Consider the following 18,792-nt stretch of genomic DNA (forward strand, 5'->3'; position numbering starts at 1 on the left):
ATATTTTTTATCTATGGAATTTATCGAAAAAGAGATTGAAGAGCTCAAAAACAAGGGCCTTTACAGGAAACTGAGAACTGTTGAAACGGCACAGGGTCATAAGGTCAGGATTGATGGCAGGGAAGTTATCCTGCTCTGTTCCAATGATTATCTTGGCCTCGCCAACCATAGGAAAGTAAAAGAAGCAGCCCGCAAGGCCATTGTCAAATATGGTTTCGGCGCCGGCGCATCGAGACTGGTTTCGGGAACGATGGCCCTGCACAGACAACTGGAAGAAAAAATTGCAGAATTTAAAGGGACTGAGGCGGCCCTCCTTTTCAATTCAGGCTATGCCGCCAATTCAGGGGCCATTCCTGCCATTGCAGGCAAAGGGGACCTCATTTTTTCAGATAGACTCAACCACGCCAGCATTGTTGACGGTTGCAGGCTGAGCCTTGCCGAGGTGAGGCGATACCGGCACCTCGATATGAATGCCCTGGAGCGTTATCTTGAACACGCGGCGGAAGATGAAGTCATGTATGCGCAAAAGCTGATCGTTACCGATGGTATATTCAGCATGGATGGCGATATCGCTCCAATAGACCGGATAGTGGAACTTGCCAAAACCTATGGCGCCATGGTTATGGTTGATGAAGCCCATGGCACGGGCGTCCTTGGCGCAAAGGGGAGGGGGAGCGTCGAGCATTCCGGCGTTGATTCCAATGATATTACCGTTAACATGGGAACCTTCGGCAAAGCCCTTGGTTCTTACGGCGCCTACATTGCCGGAGCGAGAAGTATGATTGATTACATTATGAACAGGTCAAGATCATTCATTTACAGTACAGCCCTTCCTCCCAGCACGGCTGCAGCTACCCTTGCCGCCATAGATATTGTAGATCAAGAGCCCCAGCGGAGAGAAAAGCTCCATAAAAATGCCGCATTCATGAAGAAGGGTCTCGACAGTCTCGGTTTTGAAACCATGGATAGTGAGACACAGATCATTCCCGTACTTGCCGGTGAATCTTCTTTGGCCTGCAAAATGATGGATTCATTGCTCGAACAAGGTATTTTTGTCCTTGCCATCAGACCGCCTACCGTTCCGGAAGGAACAGCCAGACTTCGTGTTACCGTCACTTCACAGCACACACGGGCCGACATTTCCAGAGCTCTTGACGCTTTTAAAAAAAGCGGTAAAGAGGTGGGAATCATTTGATGACGGAAATGACGGCAGGCGGTACCTCTTTCATCAGGGCTGGTGAAGGAAGACCGCTTATTTTCATTCATGGCTGGGCCATGGCTTCATCAGTATGGCAGCGCCAGGTAGCCTATTTCCAGGGAAAAGGTTTTGAAACGGTTGCTATTGATCTCCGTGGACATGGAGACTCGTCGAAGGAGGGCCCTTTTACCCTTTCACAAATGTCTTATGATCTGAAAGGTTTTATACATGAAATGGGCTATAAGTCGCCTGTTCTTGTCGGATGGTCGAGGGGGGCCATGGTTATTCTTGATTTTGTGGTAAAACACAGCCACTCGGCATCGCTTGTTTGCCTCGTGGGAGGAACGCCAAAATTTACACGGGAGGAGGGCTTTGATCACGGTTTGCCTTCAAAAGATGTGAAGGGAATGAAACTCAAATTAAAGCGTGACTTTGAACGGTCCATAAGAGACTTCAGGCAGACCATAGCCGATGATATTGATGAGGAAAAAAAGGAGATTCTCATGAATTGTCCTCTTCCTGCACGGGAAGCGGCAAAGGCAGGATTAAAGGAACTTATGGAGGTGGATCTGAGAGATTCTATTGAAAGGGTAAAAATACCGGCCCTGCTGGTTCATGGGAAAAATGACCCTGTCTGTATGCCCGGGGCATCAGAATATATGGCGAATAGGATAGAAAAGGCGGCGCTTCATTTCATTGAAAGTGCGGGACATGTGCCCTTCCTGTCTCATGAAGAAAAGTTTAATAGTCTATTGGAAGATTTTATAAGGAGAAACTGAAGTTTGCAGAGAAAAGAAAAAATAAGTACGGCAGAGCGTAAAAAAAGGATAAGAAGGGCTTTTTCAAGTAAGGCCCTTGACTATAACAGGCTGGCGCTGGTTCAAAGAGAGTCGGCCGAGCGGCTGGACTTTAATCTTTCCCTCCTTGAAATGGCGCCTGCCACCATACTGGACGTCGGTTCGGGGACGGGATTTTTAACCAATCTTGCGGCCAAGCGGTGGAAAGAGGCAAAGATTGTCTGTTGTGATATTGCCCATGGAATGAACCTGGTGGCTAAAGAGAGTGTTGACCTGAAACGGGTTTCCCTTACCACAGGTGATGCCGATGAACTCCCCTATGGTGATGAAAGCTTTGATATGATTATTTCAAATCTTTCTTACCAGTGGGCGTCATCATTGGCAAAAGCATTCAGAGAGGTTATGAGAGTGCTTAAACCGGGTGGCGAGTTCCTGTTAGCTACCTTTGGGCGAAGGACGCTCCAGGAACTTCGCGAAGCCTACAGCGAAGCCTATAGCGAAATTAAGGGAGAAGAGCCTGAACACCTGCACCCTTTTCTTGCCATTCATGAATTGGGAGACGGTATGGCAAAGCTCGGGTTTCATGATACCATTATGAGCGCCGACAGATTGGTTGACTATTATGAGAATCCTTTTTCACTTCTCAGAACGCTCAAAGGAATAGGGGCCGGCAATGCCTTTCGTTCGGCAGATATGGGGCTTGGCAGCAGGAGAGTCCTTGAGCGCATGTATGAGATATACAGAGAGCGTTACTCCAGGGGGGAAGAAGTTTTTGCCACCTTTGAAATACTCTTTGCCAGAGGTGTGAAAAAGGATGCGTGAAAAAGGGATGACGGGCCTCTTTATTACCGGTACCGATACGGCTGTCGGCAAGACGGTCGTGGCAGCAGCTTTGGCTATGTGCCTCAAAAAAAAGGGCCGCAATGCAGGTGTTATGAAACCCCTCCAGAGCGGCCCTGACGGGGATGCTGATATTTTGATGGAAGCCGCAGGCATTGATGATGACAGGTCGCTTGTTGTCCCTTACGAGTTTAGAGAACCTGTCGCTCCAACCCTTGCAGCAAGACTGGAAGGGATTGAAATAGAGCTGGACCTGATAAAGAGCAGTTACGGTGAGCTTGCTTCCCGCCATGAAGTTATGCTTGTTGAAGGAGCGGGGGGAATTATGGTTCCCATCATTGAAGAAGGAAAAGAAAGTTATCTCTTTTCTGATCTTGCTGCCGAACTGGAATTAAAAACAATCATCGTGGCCGGAGCGGGACTCGGCACAGTTAATCACACCCTTCTCACTATAGATCATGCAAGAAACAAGGGACTTCATATTCTCGGAGTAATCATAAACGGCTATCCTCAAAACCCCGGTCTTTCTGAAAAAAATAATCCACAAATGATAGAAAGCCTTTCCGGTGTGCCTGTCCTTTCTGTTTTGCCTTCACTGGAAGGCGAGGGGATAGCGCTGGCGTCAAAATTGTCGCAAGGTCTTGATCTTGAAAAAATTAGCCCTATGAAATAAACATATTCCTGCGATTCCCTTGACCTTTAAGGCGTATTCTGTTTTGCTTTTATAATGGAAACCATGCCTCTTGTAAGCTGTGAAAATGTCGTTAAAAAATTCCCCATTGGCGGAGGTGAGTTTACCGCGCTAAACGGCATTGACCTTACCTTCGAGAAGGGGGAATTCTGCGGTTTTATAGGCCCCAGCGGTTCGGGAAAGACAACGCTTTTAAACATTATCGGTTCCCTCGACGCTCCTACGGAAGGAAGTGCTACCGTCATAGGCAATAAGATAGAAAACCTCTCCGAAAAGGAAGCGGCAAGGCTTCGAAGCAGGCATATGGGTTTTATCTTTCAGACCTACAACCTCTTGCCCGTCTACTCCGTATTTGAAAATGTCGAATTCCCCCTTCTCCTCATGAATATGACCGATGCCGAACGAAAGGAAAAGGTCATGGCCGCCCTTAAATGGGTGCATCTCCTGGACAAGGTAAACTCAAAACCGGCCCAGCTTTCCGGTGGTGAAGCCCAGCGTGTAGCCATTGCCCGTGCCATTGTCAAGGAGCCTGAACTTGTTCTGGCCGACGAGCCGACAGCCAATCTCGACGCCGAAAATTCCTACAACATTCTCGACACTATGGTTCGTCTTAATGAAGAGCTTAAAACAACCTTTATCTTTGCCACCCATGATGAGAAGGTCATTAAGTACCTTAGACGAAAAATATTCCTTGCCGATGGCAGGGTGGTTAAGGATGAGCGGATAACGAGCAAACCGTAGGGGCAAACCCACGTGTCTGCTCAAAATGATTAATTAATAAAGTGCAATGCTAGCCTTTAAACTCGCATACCGAAACCTGGTCGGTAAAAAACTCCGCGCATGGCTTAACGTGAGTGTTCTATCTTTCACCTACGTCCTCATTATCTGGCACCAGGGACTGTTTAGCGGCATGTACCGGCAGGCGGCTGTCAACTCCATTAAGGATGAGATCGGTAGTGGGCAGTACTGGCATGAAAAATACGATCCCTTCGATCCGCTCACACTGGAGGATGCCCATGGGCCACTGACGCCTGAACTCAGCAGAATGATAACCGATGGGAAGGGCACTGCCATCCTCGTCCGGCAGGGAACGATCTACCCTGAGGGTCGTGTCCAGTCCATATTGCTCAAAGGTATCGATCCGAATCAGGAGATAGTGGAACTCCCTGCGGTTGCTCTTGATGATGGGAGGCGGAACCTTCCCGTCATGGTGGGCAAGGCCATGGCGAGGCGCAATTCGCTAAATGTCGGAGACGAAATTACTATCCGATGGCGGGATGCCAAAGGGACATTTGACGCCGCCGAAGGAGAGATCGTTAGTATTATGACATCCGATGTGCCGACGGTGGATGTGGGCCAACTCTGGCTGCCCCTTGAAAGACTGAGGGATATGACGGGGCTTAAAGGGGAGGCAACGATTGTGACTGTTCACAAGGATGCAGAAAGGATTCCCCCTGCTGAAGGATGGATCTTCCGGGACCATGACTATCTCCTGAAGGATATTATCGATATCGTCAAATCCAAAAGGGTGGGAGGTGCCATTCTCTACTCGGTCCTTCTATTTCTGGCCATGCTCGCCATTTTTGACACACAGGTGCTTGCCATTTTCAGGCGACGAAAAGAGATAGGCACCCTCATGGCGCTGGGCATGACGCGGGGAAAGGTGATCCTGATTTTTACCCTGGAGGGGATGATGAACGGTATTCTGGCTATAGTGATAGGCGCAATCTATGGTATTCCCCTTCTTTACATTTCGGCAAAGTATGGTATCCCGCTTCCCTACAGCGGTGAGGATTGGGGCATGGCTATAGCCGCCAGGCTCTTTCCCGTCTATTCGGTGACACTCGTAGGGATTACTGTGGTGATCATCATGACAACCGTTACAATCGTGAGCTACTTGCCCAGCCGGAAAATTTCAGGGATGAAGCCGACGGAAGCTATTAAGGGAAAGCTATCATGATCAGATTTCTCATAAAAGGTCTCATGAGGGACCGCTCGAGGAGCTTATTCCCCATACTGATGGTAAGTGCAGGCGTTTTCCTTACCGTCTTTCTCTATAGCTATTTAAACGGTGCAATCGGTGATATGGTTGACGCCGCTGCCAGGTTCAATAATGGGCACCTGAAGGTGACCTCCAGGGCTTACAGCGAGCTGGAGAGCCAGATGCCCAATGACCTTGCGCTAATGGAAGCGGGAGAACACATAAGACTTCTCAAGGAAGAATATCCGAACATAAAGTGGGTAGAGAGGATCAGGTTCGGAGGCCTTCTGGATATGCCCGACGAATTGGATGAGACCCGTGCCCAGGGGCCTGTCTTCGGTATGGCTATTGATCTCCTGGATCCGTCTTCGGAGGATGTAAATATACTGGGCATTGAAAAATCAATTGTCAGAGGGCGCAAGCCGGAGAAGGCCAACGAAATCCTCATAAGTGAAGAATTTGCGCTAAAGCTGGGTGCAAAACCGGGTGACAAGGCGACACTGCTCAGCTCTACCATGAACGGTTCCATGGCCATGCACAACTTTTATATAGCCGGAACGATCCGTTTTGGAATGATTATGCTCGACAAGAGTACTATCATCGTCGATATAAGAGATGCAAGATTTGCACTCGATATGGAGGACGCTGCAAGCGAAATACTCGGCTTCATTCCCGATATGGTTTACGACCATAAAGGAATGGAGGGGATTATGTCGGCTTATAACAAAAAGTATTCCAAAGAGGAAGGTGAATTTTCACCCTATATGCTCAGATTCGGCGATCAGGGCATCATGAAAGACATGCTGGTTATGGTAAACTTTGCGGCTGCAATCATGGTCTCCATCTTTGTCCTTGCCATGTCGGTAGTTTTATGGAATGCGGGGCTTATGAACGGCATAAGGCGCTACGGGGAGATAGGGATACGCCTCGCTATGGGTGAACCGAAAGGAGCGATATTTCGCGCCATGATCATGGAGTCTGTTGTTCTTGGCATTGCAGGTTCTATCCTGGGTACCGCCTTCGGCCTGGCCGCTTCCTATTACCTGCAATATGTGGGCTTTGATATTACAGACATGCTCCAGAAAAGCTCCGTCATGATGTCTTCCGTTATCAGGGCCAAGGTATCAATTACTTCTTATTACATAGGTTTTTTTCCGGGTGTCTTTGCCTCGGTTTTAGGGACCCTTTTTGCGGGGATAGGAATATATAAAAGACAGACCTCTCAACTCTTTAAGGAGCTGGAGGTCTGATTGTATCTTTTGCCGCCTTAAAATATCTTAATAACAGGAAGTTGCCATTTTTTAGATAAAGGGGGATTGATTATGAGTGGTATGTCAGAGAATAAGTGCGAGCCTTGCCGGGAAGGATCTTCGCAGGTGACGGAAAAAGAAATGCAGGATATTTTGCCGCAGATACCGGAATGGGAAATTGTTGACGTTGAAGGTATAAAGCGGTTAAAGAGAACCTTTTTTTTTGATGATTTTGCCAAAGCCCTCAATTTTACAAACAGGGTAGGCGCCATTGCAGAGGAAGAAGGTCATCATCCCGAGATTATTACCGGCTGGGGCAAGGTCACCGTGTCATGGTGGACGCATAAGATCAAGGGCCTCCATGTAAATGATTTTGTCATGGCGGCAAAGACGGATGGCTTGATTTGGGACTGAAGGCCTTCATTAAATTTATAAAGCGAAAGGCTAAATGTTTTATGAGAATAACGTCGATTTTATTAGCGCTTTTATTCATACTTCCCCATCAGGCTAAAGGCCTCACCGGTAAGGAAATCCTTGAACAGATTGATAGAAATTATGAAGTAAAGAGCCGCATTTCGACAGCTACCATGGTTGTTAAAGGCCGGAGAGGTACGAGGACTATTACATCGAAGACATGGGCCGAAGGTTTAGATAAAACCTTTACTCATTATCTCTCTCCCCCGCGGGAGAAGGATACAAAGATGCTTAAATTGGGTGATGAACTCTGGATATGGTCACCTTCGGCAGACCGGACGATTAAAATTGCCGGTCATATGCTGCGCCAGTCTTTGATGGGGTCTGATGTTTCTTATGAAGATTTCATGGAAGATCCCAGGCTGGCAAACTCGTATCACGTTATCCTGTCTGGTGAGGAAGCGATTGACGGCCGCAGTTGCTATGTTCTTGATCTTAAGGCGATGGAAGGGAAAAGGGTTTCCTACTACCGGCGTAAGCTTTGGGTTGATAAGGAGCGTTTTCTGCCTATAAGGGAAACACTTTATGCGAGGAGCGGCAAACTGCTCAAAAAGCTGTCCATCAAAGAGGTATTCAAGCTGGAAAACCGCTGGTATCCAAAACGCATGGTATTTAAGGACGTTCTTATAAAGGGCGCCGGAACGGAGATTATTATTGATTCAGTCCAATTTGATGTTCCCATTGAGGACCATATTTTTTCCAGGGCATCTCTTAGAAAGTAGAAAGGATAAGCAGTAAAAAAAGTGGCAAGGAGCTGAGAGACTCCTTGCCGAATATGGATAGGCTATCACGACAGATAGTTTTAAGAAGGTCTGTTAATTAAAGGTTACGGCCGGCCGGCCGGCCCGTTCCTTCCTTTTCAGTACATTTTTTTGCATGAGGGAAGGATATTTGAAAATTATGAACCTTTCCCTGTTTAACATGCACATCATTAATCCACTGTTCATAACCCCTGTAGTGAATCTTGATATCATAATTTCCGTTAACGAGGTTGAATTCGGGAGGAAAGGTTCGTGTTGAATCGACATCTTTATCATGTTTGCCGGCAAAGTAGGCTTCACTCCACCAGCAATCCCTTCCTCTCCTGTCTACACCTTTAACGTCATGACCTCCATTAAGCACCCTGATATTGACCATGCCTATAGCAAAGTTGGCCTTTTTTTCGGTAAGGCCAAAGCGGTTGATCTTTACCCCTTCAATCCATTTGCTTTTGCCGCCGTAGTTAACCTTGATGTCATAGACGCCGCTTTCGAGGTTATACCTGGCAGGGAAAATGTAAGTCGAAGTAATTGGCTTGTCATGTTTTCCTGCTTTGTAAACATCGCTTGTCCAGACATATTCGTAACGAGACATGAGCCAGTCTGTCAGTTCGCTGTATCTATTTTTAAATACCCTGACTTCAAGGTTGTAGTTGGACATTTTTTCAACATTTTTTAGCGCTGTGACGAGTTTCTTTGTCCCTTTTGCATTGAAATACTGGCCGCCACTGGCAGACGCTGTTCCAAGAAGACTTCTCATGATGGCCGGCGTAGGAAGGTTAACACCTACGACATAAAGCTTGAGGGCATCACGTTCTCTGAACATCTCTTTAAGTTCATCCCAGTTTCCTTTGCCGCCACTGACGACTATCTTAACGCTTTCTTCAGGATCGGCCCATTCGAATTCATCATAAAGCGAATCTACTTTAGTAACGCTTTTAACCTTGAATTTTTTAACTGCCGCTTCTACTCGCTTTGTATTGGGTCCGTCTAAAGGGAAACCAAAGAGCTTTATGTTTATATCGAGCTTGGGGTGGCCCTTGATGAAAGCCCTGGTTCCCTCAAGAATAGTGTCAATCTTGGCATTTCCTTCATACCTGTTGCAGACATCAAGGTAAAGATCGATGGTCTGTGCCTTTGAAATAGCCGGAACAAAGACGTAAGTTATGAGAATGATAACCAAAAAAAATTTTATACAGGACTTATTCATAGTATGACTACTCCCCCCCATAGCGTAAACTCCCTAATAAGGGCTAATATTAGCAATGGCCGTGCCAAAGACGGAACCTATTGAAATTTAAAGAGAAAGTTTAAAGTGAACAAAGTATTGATGGTTTATAATAACCCACTTGTGTTAATCTGATCCAAAACAGTGGTTCAATTTGAACCACTGTTTTGGATCCGGGAGAAAGCCCTCCGGCCCCGATTCCTCACCGCCTTTCTTCTGGATTGTCTAAACGTCACAGGATGACCGGCTTTTGCTCTGCCTTGTTGACGGGCAGAGCGTCAACTGTTTGCGTGTTTTTCAGTCACCATAATCGGTCATGACGCGCCTTTTAAATCTTTGCAAGAAATGCGGTCTAGTCATCAGAGGACTTATTCAGTATTCGCTTCAAACGCTGGCGGGTAATGCCAAGCTGTTTTGCCGCCTCACTTTTATTGCCGCCGGTTTTATCAAGGACCGTTGAAATATAGTGGTAGATAAATTTATTGAGAGGCATGACGGGTGTATCCTCTGCCGGTGAAATGGATAGAGGGGAGGCTGATTCAATGTCCGTTGTCGTGTTTGCGGCGCTTGCATCGACGTCAATCATGTCTCCCTTGGCGAGAAGAACCGATCTTTCCACGAAGTTTTTGAGTTCTCTCACATTGCCGCTCCATTCATGGTTTTCCATATACTTTAATGCTTCTGAAGAGAAGCCTTTAATTTTTTTTACAAATTCCCTGTTGTATTGTTCAAGGAAGTGAATTGCCAGGAAATGAATATCATCCGTTCTTTCCCTGAGTGGAGGCATGTTTATGGGGAAAACGTTAAGCCTGTAGTAAAGGTCTTCTCTGAAAGTCCCTTCATTGACGGCTGCTGCCAGGTCCCTGTTGGTTGCTGCAACGAGTCTTATGTCAACTTTGATGGGTTGCGTGCCGCCGATTCTTTCGAACTCTTTTTCTTCAATAACTTTCAAAAGTTTTGCTTGCAGGGTCGGTGAAATTTCACCTATTTCATCAAGGAAGATCGTTCCTTTATCTGCCAGTTCGAACTTGCCCGGTTTACGTTTGATCGCGCCTGTAAAAGCACCCTTTTCGTGTCCAAAGAGTTCACTTTCAAGCAGGTTTTCTACAAGTGTAGCACAGTTGATCTGTATGAAGGGGCCATCTTTCCTGGAACTGTTGTAATGTATGGCCGAGGCCAGCATCCCCTTTCCTGTACCCGATTCACCGAGAATGAGGATCGTTGATGAGTTGGATTGGGAGATATCCTGTGCCGCACGGCAAAGGGCTTCCATTTTCGGGGATTTTCGAATGATGCTTGAAAAGCTGAATTTGTCTTTATTGTAGTTATGGAGAGCCCGAACTTCAGATTTCAGTTTCCATACCTCTGAAAATCGGCCCATCACTGCTTTTAGTTCTTCCAGTTCAAGGGGTTTGCAGAGGTAGTCCATAGCGCCAAGCCTGATGGCTTCAACGGCCTCTTTGACTCCGCCCTGGCCGGTCATCATGATAAAAATAGAGTCGTTTCTTACTTTCTTCATTTCCTTAAGGAGTGAAAGTCCCGACATGTCAGGCAGGCCGAGGTCGAGCAGTACCATATCGGGCACTTCTTTTTCAAAGGTAAGAAAGCCTTCCTTTGCACTGGGTGCCAGGAGCACCTCATATCCTTCCCGGGACATGGCTTTTCCCAGTGATTTTAATAATAAGGGTTCATCGTCGATTATCAATAATGTGGGTTTCATCCTTTATCTCCTATACGGCTTTAAGCCTGACTGTAAAAGTTGTTCCACTCCCACCTTTGCTGTCTACTTCTATTTGTCCTTTATGTTCATCAATGATCCGGAAACTGATAGAGAGACCAAGACCGCTTCCTCCGCTGGAACCTCTCGTTGTAAAGAAGGGGTCAAATATTTTGCCGATATAATCTTCAGATATGCCGTGACCCGTATCGGTGAACCGGATTTCAACAAAACCGTTTTCATAAAGACTTTCAATAGTAAGCCTGCCACCATCGGGCATGGCGTTAATGGCATTAAGGGAGAGGTTCAGAAAGACCTGTTGCATAAGCGAAGGGTCGGCCATGATCCGGGGAAGAGGTTCCCGGAGTTTTTCCAGAATCTCTACAGAGGAGCTTTGTGCTCTTCTTCTCGTTAGCGAAACGGTTCTTGATACCACTTCGTTAATATCGATGGCTGAAAAGATAGGAGGATGGGGTCTTGCAAACCTGAGAAGGTCGTTAAGCAGTGACTCCATTCTTTGAACTTCTCTTGAAATTTGAAGGATATCGTCTTTTAAAGATTGATCCACTTCATTTTCAAGCAATTGAATGGAGAGTTTGACGCCACTCAGGGGATTTCTGATCTCATGAATGAGGCCTGTGGCAAGCTGGCCTGCCGATGCGATCCTTTCCGCCTGGACAAGCTGTTTTGTCCTCTCAGCTACCTTTTCTTCCAGTGTGGTATACATTTCGTTAAGGCGTGCCGTCATGATGTTAAAGTTTTCCACCATGCCGCCGATTTCATCAGCTGACTCATATTCGACAGCCTTGTCAGGTCTTTCGCTGATAATAATATCTTTTATCGTATATGCTACCTGAGCTATGGGTTTAGTTACGACGATTCTCAGAAGTATCCACATAAGACCGATAACAAATGTGCTCGATATAATAGCGCCTGCAATGGTCATGGTTATGGTTTTTTTTATGCCCACATCGACTTCTTCTATAGAGGTGGCGATTTTAAGAACGCCGAGAATTTCCGGTTTCTTCGTATGGCACTTGGCACATTTGACGCCACTGAATATGGGCCTTAATTGAGTGAAGAGACTGCCTTCCGGCCCCTGGTCTATATATTCCATGCCCTTCTTGTTTTTATAAACCCACCTCAGTCGCGGGTCATTTTCATCCATGATCCTGATGGGTGTGCGTTTCTCCCGATGGAAAAGTGTTTTTCCAATCTGCTGGTTGACCGTATCCAGAGTTCTTGTGCTCCTGAAGGCAAGCATGCCGTCACTTTCAATAACATAAAGCCCCTTGAGGCGATTGATCATTCTTAGATCGTCCGTCCATTGAGAGGCGATGTTTCCATTACCGGTGAGCATGATCGTCCTGATGCTCCTGGCGATGGTATCACCTATGAGACGCGATTTTGTGGTGCTCTCTTCTTTAAGGCTGTTTATGTCGGTAATTGCGTTTATGGTAAAGGCAATAATGAACGATACAGCAACGACGAGTCCTGTTATACCGATTATTTTTGATTCAAGCTTGTTATTCATCAAAAGCTAAAATACCTTGTTTTTGAAGGGTTGCTGCCAAGTCCGCAGAGGGTAGTCAAGTATTAGCGGTACTAAATTATAACGACCAAACAAAGTGTGAGAAGGATGTAAAATATAATTAGTGTCCATCCATAAACTAAAATAAATCAAACTATGTTTTCAATTCGGAAAGGAGGGATCTTTTGCAAGGTCAAGGAAATCAATGGTTTCGCCGAGTTGTACTACTGTACATGGCACAAGCAAAACCGAAGATTGACGTAGAGATTGCGAAAAAGCACCCTTGACCGATGAAAACTAGTTAAAAGGCAGAGTGATAAGTCAAAACTCAGCAGCAGGTATAAAATTGATAAGAGGTTGCAGGCTATAAACTTATAGTTTCCACCTGCAACCTCTCCTTTTGTCACCTCTCTATATAAAGCCGCGCAGCGTAAAGCTGCGAAAGAAAAAGAACCTTTACTGCTCCTCTTCCTTCTTTTTGTTTCGCTCAATATACTTCATGCTGGGATCGAACATAGTTGGGAGATAAAACTCCTTATACTTCACTACCATACTTCCCACTTCCCCGATTTCAAGTCGTCTTGCAACGTGTTTGTCGTAATGGAGCTTTTTGAAATCGAGATAGCCGTTTTTCTTGTGACAATCGTCACAGAATACCGGCTTGGCGGAAATATCTTTGTGTATCCTTAACTTGGCTTCCGCCTGTTGGTCGGCATTGAAGGTATTCCTGAGTTGTAAGAATTCTTTGATAAATTCCTTATCCGTAGATTCATCGAGCCTTCTTGTTTTGCCGTTTTCATAGATAATAGGCACGATTTTTCCACCATACATTCCGGCTTTGCCCTTAAGTTCGGTCAGCTCTTTTCCATCTTTGGTGGAAAGCCATTTGTATTCCATGCCGTCACCCTTTTTCTTTTGAATGTGACATACTTCACATGTGGCAAAATAGGCATGTGCGTTGAGAAATGACCTTACGTCAGGCGCCTTGGAGTGGGGGTAGTTACCGTGGCACTCGAGGCAGAGTGAACTGGATTCTTTCCCTTTCAAAACGGCTTCATCGATGTTATGAAAATGCTCATACATTTTCTGCTGTCCATGGGCGATTTCATCCATTGCGCTGCTATAGACCTGTGGCGCCGTTCCTACGTCATAGGACGCTCTGAAGTAGGTAATCCAGATTAACCAGACACAGAAACTGAAAAGAAATATGAATACTAAAGACATGAGGAAATGAATGGCAAAGCGGGTAACGCCACTCATTTCTTTTAATTTTACTCTACTCATTCTCGGCCTTGCCCCCTTCTTTCGCTTTTTCTGCTTCTTCTTTCATTACTCTTTCATGCCAGAGAGCATGTTCCTCTTTCATCAGTTCCTCTGATATTTGTCCGTCAAGAAAAGCCTTGTTCATGGGATAGACATGGTGATTGAAATGGACGGAGAAGATATGGCCGATGATAAGGGCCAGGGCTGCCAGTGTTGCTTCACCGACATGGAATGCCTGGGCCACATCGAGGTGGAACTTGTTCCAGAGATACTCCGTCCAGAGCATGGTTCCTGTTGTAATAACGATCATCATGCCGAAATAAACGGAAAAGTATTCAAGTTTCTCCATATAAGTAAACCTGTCCATCTTGGGCCGCTCTTTTCTAAGGCCTATCATGTACGTAACATTTTGAAAGGCGTCAACAGCGTCTTTTGGTTTTGGGATCATATCCATAAACCAGCTTCGCCCTGACTTCTTTGTAATTACGTAGAAGAGGTGGAAGGTACAGACAGAAATAACACCGACGGCGGCTATCCTGTGAATAAGGCCGCGCCACCAGAATATTTTTGCGCCGGCTGCTCCCATCATCTCAACGGCCCATCGTTCACCATAGACCATGAATCCCGTAAAAATCAGAAGGGTTGTAGACGTAAACAAAATAATGTGCTGAATTCTTTCACTAAGTGTCAGCCTTTGAAAATATCTCTCTTTTTTTCCGTGACTGTGATGACTTCCCATGGTTATCAATGACCTCCTTTTTTCATTTCTCTCATTACTGCAAACAGATCGAGTATTCTGTGGATGGCAAAGCCACCGACAACAATAGCTATGAGGAATTTATAGAACATATTGATCCAGTAAATAACCTTGGCCTGGAAAAGGGCGTCCGCTTCAGCAGACTTAATATTTTTCTTGCCTGCAAGTTTGGTTAGCATTCCTTTAGCGCCCGATGGATGAACCTTGCCTCCTGCGGCAAAACTCTCCGCTGCATCGGGGTGGCAAGCCCTCTGGCGGCAGGTCTCGATCTTTTTGTCGGGACTTACCGATGAACCTGCAACCTTCCTGGACTTGATTCTGTGCGGCGAGTAGCCCAGGTCATAAGGGGCATGACAGTTGAGGCAGTTGGCCACTTCTTCATTGCCGTACTGAATGGCCTTGCCGTGAAAAGTATCTTTAAAACCGACGATGACGTCTATTTCATGGCGGTCCATCTTATCGTAGTCTGCATGGCAACTGCTGCAAAGATTGATAATATCCTTTGATGTCCTTCTTTTTGAGACCCTGTAAATCATGTGTTTGAAAAAGCGATTTACCCAGGTATCGGATTGGTGACATTCAAGGCAGATCTTCAGGTAGGAATCTGTAGCCAATGTTGTTGTCACACCTGTTTGATAAGGTTTATTGCTGTGACAGTATTTGCAGGTGGGCAGGTCCTCCTTGTGTTTGGACCGGGAACCATCTCGCCCGTGAGAACTCTCGTTAAGATCCGACACAATCTTGTTGTGAGAAAATTTCTTGCCCGTTGAAGGATCCTGAAGGTGACAGTCCTGACCGCAATCAACCTTCTTTACATTTCTGTGTGGAATTTCATCAACACCCTGATGGCAGTTTCGGCATCGAAGTTTTCCATGGTAAGAGGGCTTGAAAAGATCCTCGTTGACATAAAAAATCCTTTTCTTTGCTTTAAAGTCTTTTCCCTTCTCAAATCTGCCGAGGCCCGGATATTTATGGCACATAAGGCAATTTTCTTCATCTGCCGAAGAGATGAAAGGGAAGATAATAATGCCTATTGCGACAATGAATATACCCAGGTAAGGCTTTAACATATTCTTGGTCATCGGTTTATGGCTGCTCCTTCTCAATTTTTTTGTTTTCTTTAGCAACTAATGTGCCTTTTAATTAAGCACTTGAAATTTAAGGGATTATCGGGTTTGCTGAAAAGCAGACGGATTATTTTAAACCACTCTATGTGGTTTAAAATAATCCGATTGTATCAAAATAGACCACCGATTGTTAAGTAAAATTATGATAAAAATTTGTTTGCATACATAAAATCTCCTGTATGGTTCAAAAAGTAACAGTTGCTTAGATTGAAATAGACCATCCTTTTTGATTTTCTAGAGTTTATCATTTATTATGTCGTTGTAAAGGTGACACACGTAAAGTGAGATTCTTTAGGCTGTAAAAGGTATTTTTATGACACTGTACATCCTTTTGCTTTATATTTTTAATTGACTTATGATTTTAATCATGGTAGAGAATGTTTAAATCGTGTAAATATTCCTGTTTTATCCAGATTATTTTATAATTAAATCTTTCATTGTCATGCAGAATGACATTAAGGCTTTTTTTTAACTCGACTATGGCTATGCATTCTTATATTTTCTTAAAACCTTTATCGTTGATCGGCAATTTTAAAATGAAAACTAATGCAAGATATTTTCTGGGGAGCTTGCTTGCTCTCTTCCTGTTTGCAGGCAGCCAGTCAGTTGCTATTGCAGATGATGGCCGTTCCTGGCCCATGTTCCTGAGGGATGCAGGGCATAGCGCTATTTCACCTTCTGACCCCGAACCCCCTTTGGAAATGATTTGGAGCTATGAGGCCGATGCTTCTATATACGGTTCTCCTGTTGTTTGGGGGAACAAGGTTTATTTTGCCTCTATCAGCGGTACCATTTACGCCATAAACATCGAAACAGCAGAAGAAGTATGGACCTTTGAGGCTGACAATGAGGTAATTTCTACCCCCGTCATTTATAAAGAAAGACTTTACCTGGGTGACAAGAATGGTATGTTTTATTGCCTTGATGCCAATAGCGGAAAGGTCTTCTGGAAATTTACCGCTACCGGTAAAATTGTCTCATCTCCTGGTGTTTATCGGGATACTATCTACATTGCATCCAATGACATGTTTCTCTATGCTCTCGATCCTCTAAAGGGCTCTGTTAAGTGGAAAAAAGCACTTTCCAAAAAAACGACGGAAAATGGAATTTACTCATCGCCGGCTTTCAGGGGTGATCTACTTTTCATTGCTGAAAAGGCCTATACGCTCTTTGCACTTGATACTTCAAAAGGTGAGATTAAATGGAGTTTTAACACAGATTCCGCCGTTTATGCGTCGCCTGTTATAGAAGATGACCTGGTTTACATTGGAGGTTATGACAGAAAGATATATGCCATTAATGCAAAAAAGGGAAAGCTTAAATGGAGTGTACTCCTTGATGAATGGATTTATGCTTCACCTATTGTCTATGATGGCGTTGTTGCGGTAGCAACGAAGGATGGATTTATTAAAGGCCTGAAGAGCGGCAATGGCAAGGAACTCTGGTCGCTTCGCCTGGAGGGGGCCGTCAGCTCAACGATGGCCGTATCCGATGACGGCATCGGCTATGTGGGTACGGAATATGGAGATTTTGTGGCACTGGATCTTAAAAAAGGCAAAATTATCTGGCAAGAGACGGTAGCTGATGATGGCTTTCACTCATCACCTGCTATTGCCGGTAACAGGGTCTTTACCGGGACCATGAACGGTATGTTAATTTCATGGGGTAAAAGTGAAAATTAAAATGAAAAATCTTATCCGCTTCTTATCAATGCTTTTCTTTCTTTTTTTTCCGCTTCTTTCCGCTGCTGAAGATGTCGAAGAGTTTCCTAATCCTCACTGGGCTGAGGATGAAAAACTCTGCCTCGAGTGTCATGAGATCATTCCGAGAAGGGGAAGCGGTATACTGAACCTTAAGTTTGAAGGTGAAATAATTTCTGTTTGTATGAGATGCCACGGCACTATTTCCAAGGATAAAGCGATTCATGGCACAGGAATGGTTCCAAGCCAGGAGATGATTGACAGAATGCCCGAGAGCTTTAAAGGTGCCTTGAAGAGAGACAAGCTGGGAAGAATTACCTGCTACTCCTGCCATGTTATGGCCGAACAGTGCCTGAGTGAATACTTTAACAGGAGAGAAAAGAATCCTCTTTTTCATAGAGGGGGGCCCTACGAGAAGCGAACCGGTCTTTGTTATAACTGCCATGATAAGTCAAAATACAAAAAATTTAATCCCCATGATATGATAAACGACGAAGGAGAGCTTCGTACCGATATCTGTACCTATTGTCATGACATTATGCCTGACAGGCGTAAAGTCAAGAGTATCAAAGATGTCGGCTTTAAAATGAAAAGGTATGATATGCTCTGCCTGCGATGTCATAGTGATGACGCCTATGCTGTTGGTTGTGTCACCGGTTTTGAAGAAGACGGCAGCCCCATTTTTCATACGGGAAAGCCCCAGGAGGGCATGGCTGATAAAATGAAAGAGAGTGAAAAAGAAAAAGATGCTATTTTGCCGCTGGCTCTCGTTACAGGAAATATCTTTTGCGGTACCTGCCATAATCCCCATGAATTGGGCGTTCAGAGAAGGCGTGAAGCTGATGTAGGTGCCGACAGTCACAAACGATTAAGAATCAGTGGGCAAAATTCGCGTCTTTGTCTTGGCTGCCATAGTTCTAAAGAAGTTAAGGCCTTTGAGAATCGGTGATACTCTGAATCTCAATTTATCACTTTGAAGGAGTACTGGTTTTGAGGGGGAGAAATAAGCTCCCCCTTTTTCTTACTTCCTCTTTTATAGTAGTGACGTCACTATTCTCCTCCCCATACTCCGTAAGTATTTAGTTTTAAAAACATGCCTGCACGACTCAACATACTGCAACGTTTTTCAATATTTACCCTCTTCTGGGTTGCCATCCTTTCTTTTGTTACCGGCGCCTCTCTTGTATATTACCTGGAGAAGAATATGGTCGAACGGGAAGGAACGGTGACTACCGACCTTGTCCGGACAATGGTTAAGGAACTTCTAACGCCACAGGACTTCGCCTCTTCCGTTCCCAGCCATACGCGGTTTACAGAAGTCTTTCAATCTATTTTGAAGTTGCCTGAAATAGTTTCTATCAAGGCCTTTGACATAGAAGGTAAAATCATATGGGCTGATCTTGAGGCATTTATCGGCATAAAACCCGTTCTTAACCTCGACCTTCAGCGGGCCATTCTCGGTGAAAAGGTTGTGACTTTA

General features: G+C 45.1%; 18 protein-coding genes. 12 read left to right on the plus strand and 6 right to left on the minus strand.

From position 1 onward, the window contains the following. The first annotated feature begins 13 nt into the window (after positions 1-13). The 9 genes from bioF to OEV42_18145 all read left to right on the plus strand — a co-directional run bounded on the left by bioF (position 14) and on the right by OEV42_18145 (position 7,953). On the plus strand, positions 14-1,195 hold the full coding sequence (bioF, locus tag OEV42_18105; protein ID MDH3976189.1) for an 8-amino-7-oxononanoate synthase: 1,182 nt from the start codon (positions 14-16) through the stop codon (positions 1,193-1,195). Further along, positions 1,195-1,977: an alpha/beta fold hydrolase gene (locus tag OEV42_18110; GenBank protein ID MDH3976190.1), complete on the plus strand. Its 783-nt coding sequence runs from the start codon at positions 1,195-1,197 to the stop codon at positions 1,975-1,977. The genes bioF and OEV42_18110 overlap by 1 nt, the downstream gene beginning before the upstream one ends. Before the next feature lie 3 nt (positions 1,978-1,980). Beyond that, positions 1,981-2,817 carry a methyltransferase domain-containing protein gene (locus tag OEV42_18115; protein ID MDH3976191.1) on the plus strand — a complete coding sequence of 279 codons (837 nt, stop codon included), beginning with the start codon at positions 1,981-1,983 and terminating at the stop codon, positions 2,815-2,817. Beyond that, the gene (gene bioD / locus OEV42_18120) at positions 2,810-3,508 is read left to right on the plus strand and encodes a dethiobiotin synthase (protein ID MDH3976192.1); all 699 of its coding nucleotides are present in this window, start codon (positions 2,810-2,812) and stop codon (positions 3,506-3,508) included. Before OEV42_18115 ends, bioD begins: the two co-directional genes overlap by 8 nt. A 54-nt stretch (positions 3,509-3,562) precedes the next feature. Continuing rightward, entirely contained in the window at positions 3,563-4,267 is a 705-nt protein-coding gene (locus OEV42_18125) for an ABC transporter ATP-binding protein (protein ID MDH3976193.1), read from the plus strand. Between the two features lie 46 nt (positions 4,268-4,313). After that, positions 4,314-5,486 (plus strand): FtsX-like permease family protein, encoded by a 1,173-nt coding sequence (locus OEV42_18130; protein ID MDH3976194.1) that lies wholly within the window; start codon positions 4,314-4,316, stop codon positions 5,484-5,486. Beyond that, on the plus strand, positions 5,483-6,757 hold the full coding sequence (locus OEV42_18135) for an FtsX-like permease family protein (GenBank protein ID MDH3976195.1): 1,275 nt from the start codon (positions 5,483-5,485) through the stop codon (positions 6,755-6,757). The genes OEV42_18130 and OEV42_18135 overlap by 4 nt, the downstream gene beginning before the upstream one ends. 72 nt (positions 6,758-6,829) lie before the next feature. Beyond that, positions 6,830-7,171: a 4a-hydroxytetrahydrobiopterin dehydratase gene (locus OEV42_18140; protein MDH3976196.1), complete on the plus strand. Its 342-nt coding sequence runs from the start codon at positions 6,830-6,832 to the stop codon at positions 7,169-7,171. A gap of 41 nt (positions 7,172-7,212) precedes the next feature. Beyond that, positions 7,213-7,953: an outer membrane lipoprotein-sorting protein gene (locus tag OEV42_18145; GenBank protein MDH3976197.1), complete on the plus strand. Its 741-nt coding sequence runs from the start codon at positions 7,213-7,215 to the stop codon at positions 7,951-7,953. 97 nt (positions 7,954-8,050) lie between these two features. Here OEV42_18145 and OEV42_18150 read toward each other — a convergent pair whose 3' ends face one another. The 6 genes from OEV42_18150 to OEV42_18175 all read right to left on the minus strand — a co-directional run bounded on the left by OEV42_18150 (position 8,051) and on the right by OEV42_18175 (position 15,567). Continuing rightward, on the minus strand, positions 8,051-9,199 hold the full coding sequence (locus tag OEV42_18150) for a hypothetical protein (GenBank protein ID MDH3976198.1): 1,149 nt from the start codon (positions 9,197-9,199) through the stop codon (positions 8,051-8,053). A gap of 370 nt (positions 9,200-9,569) precedes the next feature. Then, positions 9,570-10,937 carry a sigma-54 dependent transcriptional regulator gene (locus OEV42_18155; GenBank protein ID MDH3976199.1) on the minus strand — a complete coding sequence of 456 codons (1,368 nt, stop codon included), beginning with the start codon at positions 10,935-10,937 and terminating at the stop codon, positions 9,570-9,572. 10 nt (positions 10,938-10,947) lie between these two features. Next, positions 10,948-12,468 (minus strand): ATP-binding protein, encoded by a 1,521-nt coding sequence (locus tag OEV42_18160; GenBank protein ID MDH3976200.1) that lies wholly within the window; start codon positions 12,466-12,468, stop codon positions 10,948-10,950. A 453-nt stretch (positions 12,469-12,921) separates the two neighbouring features. Continuing rightward, entirely contained in the window at positions 12,922-13,749 is an 828-nt protein-coding gene (locus tag OEV42_18165) for a hypothetical protein (GenBank protein ID MDH3976201.1), read from the minus strand. Next, positions 13,742-14,467 carry a cytochrome b/b6 domain-containing protein gene (locus tag OEV42_18170; protein MDH3976202.1) on the minus strand — a complete coding sequence of 242 codons (726 nt, stop codon included), beginning with the start codon at positions 14,465-14,467 and terminating at the stop codon, positions 13,742-13,744. Before OEV42_18170 ends, OEV42_18165 begins: the two co-directional genes overlap by 8 nt. Before the next feature lie 5 nt (positions 14,468-14,472). Beyond that, positions 14,473-15,567, minus strand: coding sequence for a hypothetical protein (locus tag OEV42_18175; protein MDH3976203.1), 1,095 nt, complete (start codon positions 15,565-15,567; stop codon positions 14,473-14,475). Between the two features lie 581 nt (positions 15,568-16,148). On the opposite strand from OEV42_18175, the gene OEV42_18180 reads away from it, so the two are divergent. The 3 genes from OEV42_18180 to OEV42_18190 all read left to right on the plus strand — a co-directional run. Continuing rightward, positions 16,149-17,294, plus strand: a complete 1,146-nt coding sequence (locus OEV42_18180; protein ID MDH3976204.1) for a PQQ-binding-like beta-propeller repeat protein — start codon at positions 16,149-16,151, stop codon at positions 17,292-17,294. A gap of 1 nt (position 17,295) precedes the next feature. Beyond that, positions 17,296-18,261: a hypothetical protein gene (locus tag OEV42_18185; protein ID MDH3976205.1), complete on the plus strand. Its 966-nt coding sequence runs from the start codon at positions 17,296-17,298 to the stop codon at positions 18,259-18,261. A 144-nt stretch (positions 18,262-18,405) separates the two neighbouring features. Continuing rightward, the coding region (locus OEV42_18190) for a hypothetical protein (protein MDH3976206.1) at positions 18,406-18,792 on the plus strand (387 nt) is incomplete at its 3' end.

This window comes from Deltaproteobacteria bacterium, assembly GCA_029860075.1.
GTDB lineage: Bacteria > Desulfobacterota > JADFVX01 > JADFVX01 > JADFVX01 > JAOUBX01.

What these genes read in the sequence shown, in the direction of transcription:
- OEV42_18185 (MDH3976205.1), top strand. Translation starts at nt 17,296, where the DNA reads ATGAAAAATCTTATCCGCTTCTTATCAATGCTTTTCTTTCTTTTTTTT.
- OEV42_18165 (MDH3976201.1), bottom strand. Translation starts at nt 13,749, where the DNA reads ATGAGTAGAGTAAAATTAAAAGAAATGAGTGGCGTTACCCGCTTTGCC.
- OEV42_18135 (MDH3976195.1), top strand. Translation starts at nt 5,483, where the DNA reads ATGATCAGATTTCTCATAAAAGGTCTCATGAGGGACCGCTCGAGGAGC.
- OEV42_18180 (MDH3976204.1), top strand. Translation starts at nt 16,149, where the DNA reads ATGAAAACTAATGCAAGATATTTTCTGGGGAGCTTGCTTGCTCTCTTC.
- OEV42_18140 (MDH3976196.1), top strand. Translation starts at nt 6,830, where the DNA reads ATGAGTGGTATGTCAGAGAATAAGTGCGAGCCTTGCCGGGAAGGATCT.
- OEV42_18175 (MDH3976203.1), bottom strand. Translation starts at nt 15,567, where the DNA reads ATGACCAAGAATATGTTAAAGCCTTACCTGGGTATATTCATTGTCGCA.
- OEV42_18170 (MDH3976202.1), bottom strand. Translation starts at nt 14,467, where the DNA reads ATGGGAAGTCATCACAGTCACGGAAAAAAAGAGAGATATTTTCAAAGG.
- OEV42_18150 (MDH3976198.1), bottom strand. Translation starts at nt 9,199, where the DNA reads ATGAATAAGTCCTGTATAAAATTTTTTTTGGTTATCATTCTCATAACT.
- OEV42_18155 (MDH3976199.1), bottom strand. Translation starts at nt 10,937, where the DNA reads ATGAAACCCACATTATTGATAATCGACGATGAACCCTTATTATTAAAA.
- OEV42_18110 (MDH3976190.1), top strand. Translation starts at nt 1,195, where the DNA reads ATGACGGAAATGACGGCAGGCGGTACCTCTTTCATCAGGGCTGGTGAA.
- bioF (MDH3976189.1), top strand. Translation starts at nt 14, where the DNA reads ATGGAATTTATCGAAAAAGAGATTGAAGAGCTCAAAAACAAGGGCCTT.
- OEV42_18145 (MDH3976197.1), top strand. Translation starts at nt 7,213, where the DNA reads ATGAGAATAACGTCGATTTTATTAGCGCTTTTATTCATACTTCCCCAT.
- OEV42_18130 (MDH3976194.1), top strand. Translation starts at nt 4,314, where the DNA reads ATGCTAGCCTTTAAACTCGCATACCGAAACCTGGTCGGTAAAAAACTC.
- OEV42_18125 (MDH3976193.1), top strand. Translation starts at nt 3,563, where the DNA reads ATGGAAACCATGCCTCTTGTAAGCTGTGAAAATGTCGTTAAAAAATTC.
- OEV42_18160 (MDH3976200.1), bottom strand. Translation starts at nt 12,468, where the DNA reads ATGAATAACAAGCTTGAATCAAAAATAATCGGTATAACAGGACTCGTC.
- bioD (MDH3976192.1), top strand. Translation starts at nt 2,810, where the DNA reads ATGCGTGAAAAAGGGATGACGGGCCTCTTTATTACCGGTACCGATACG.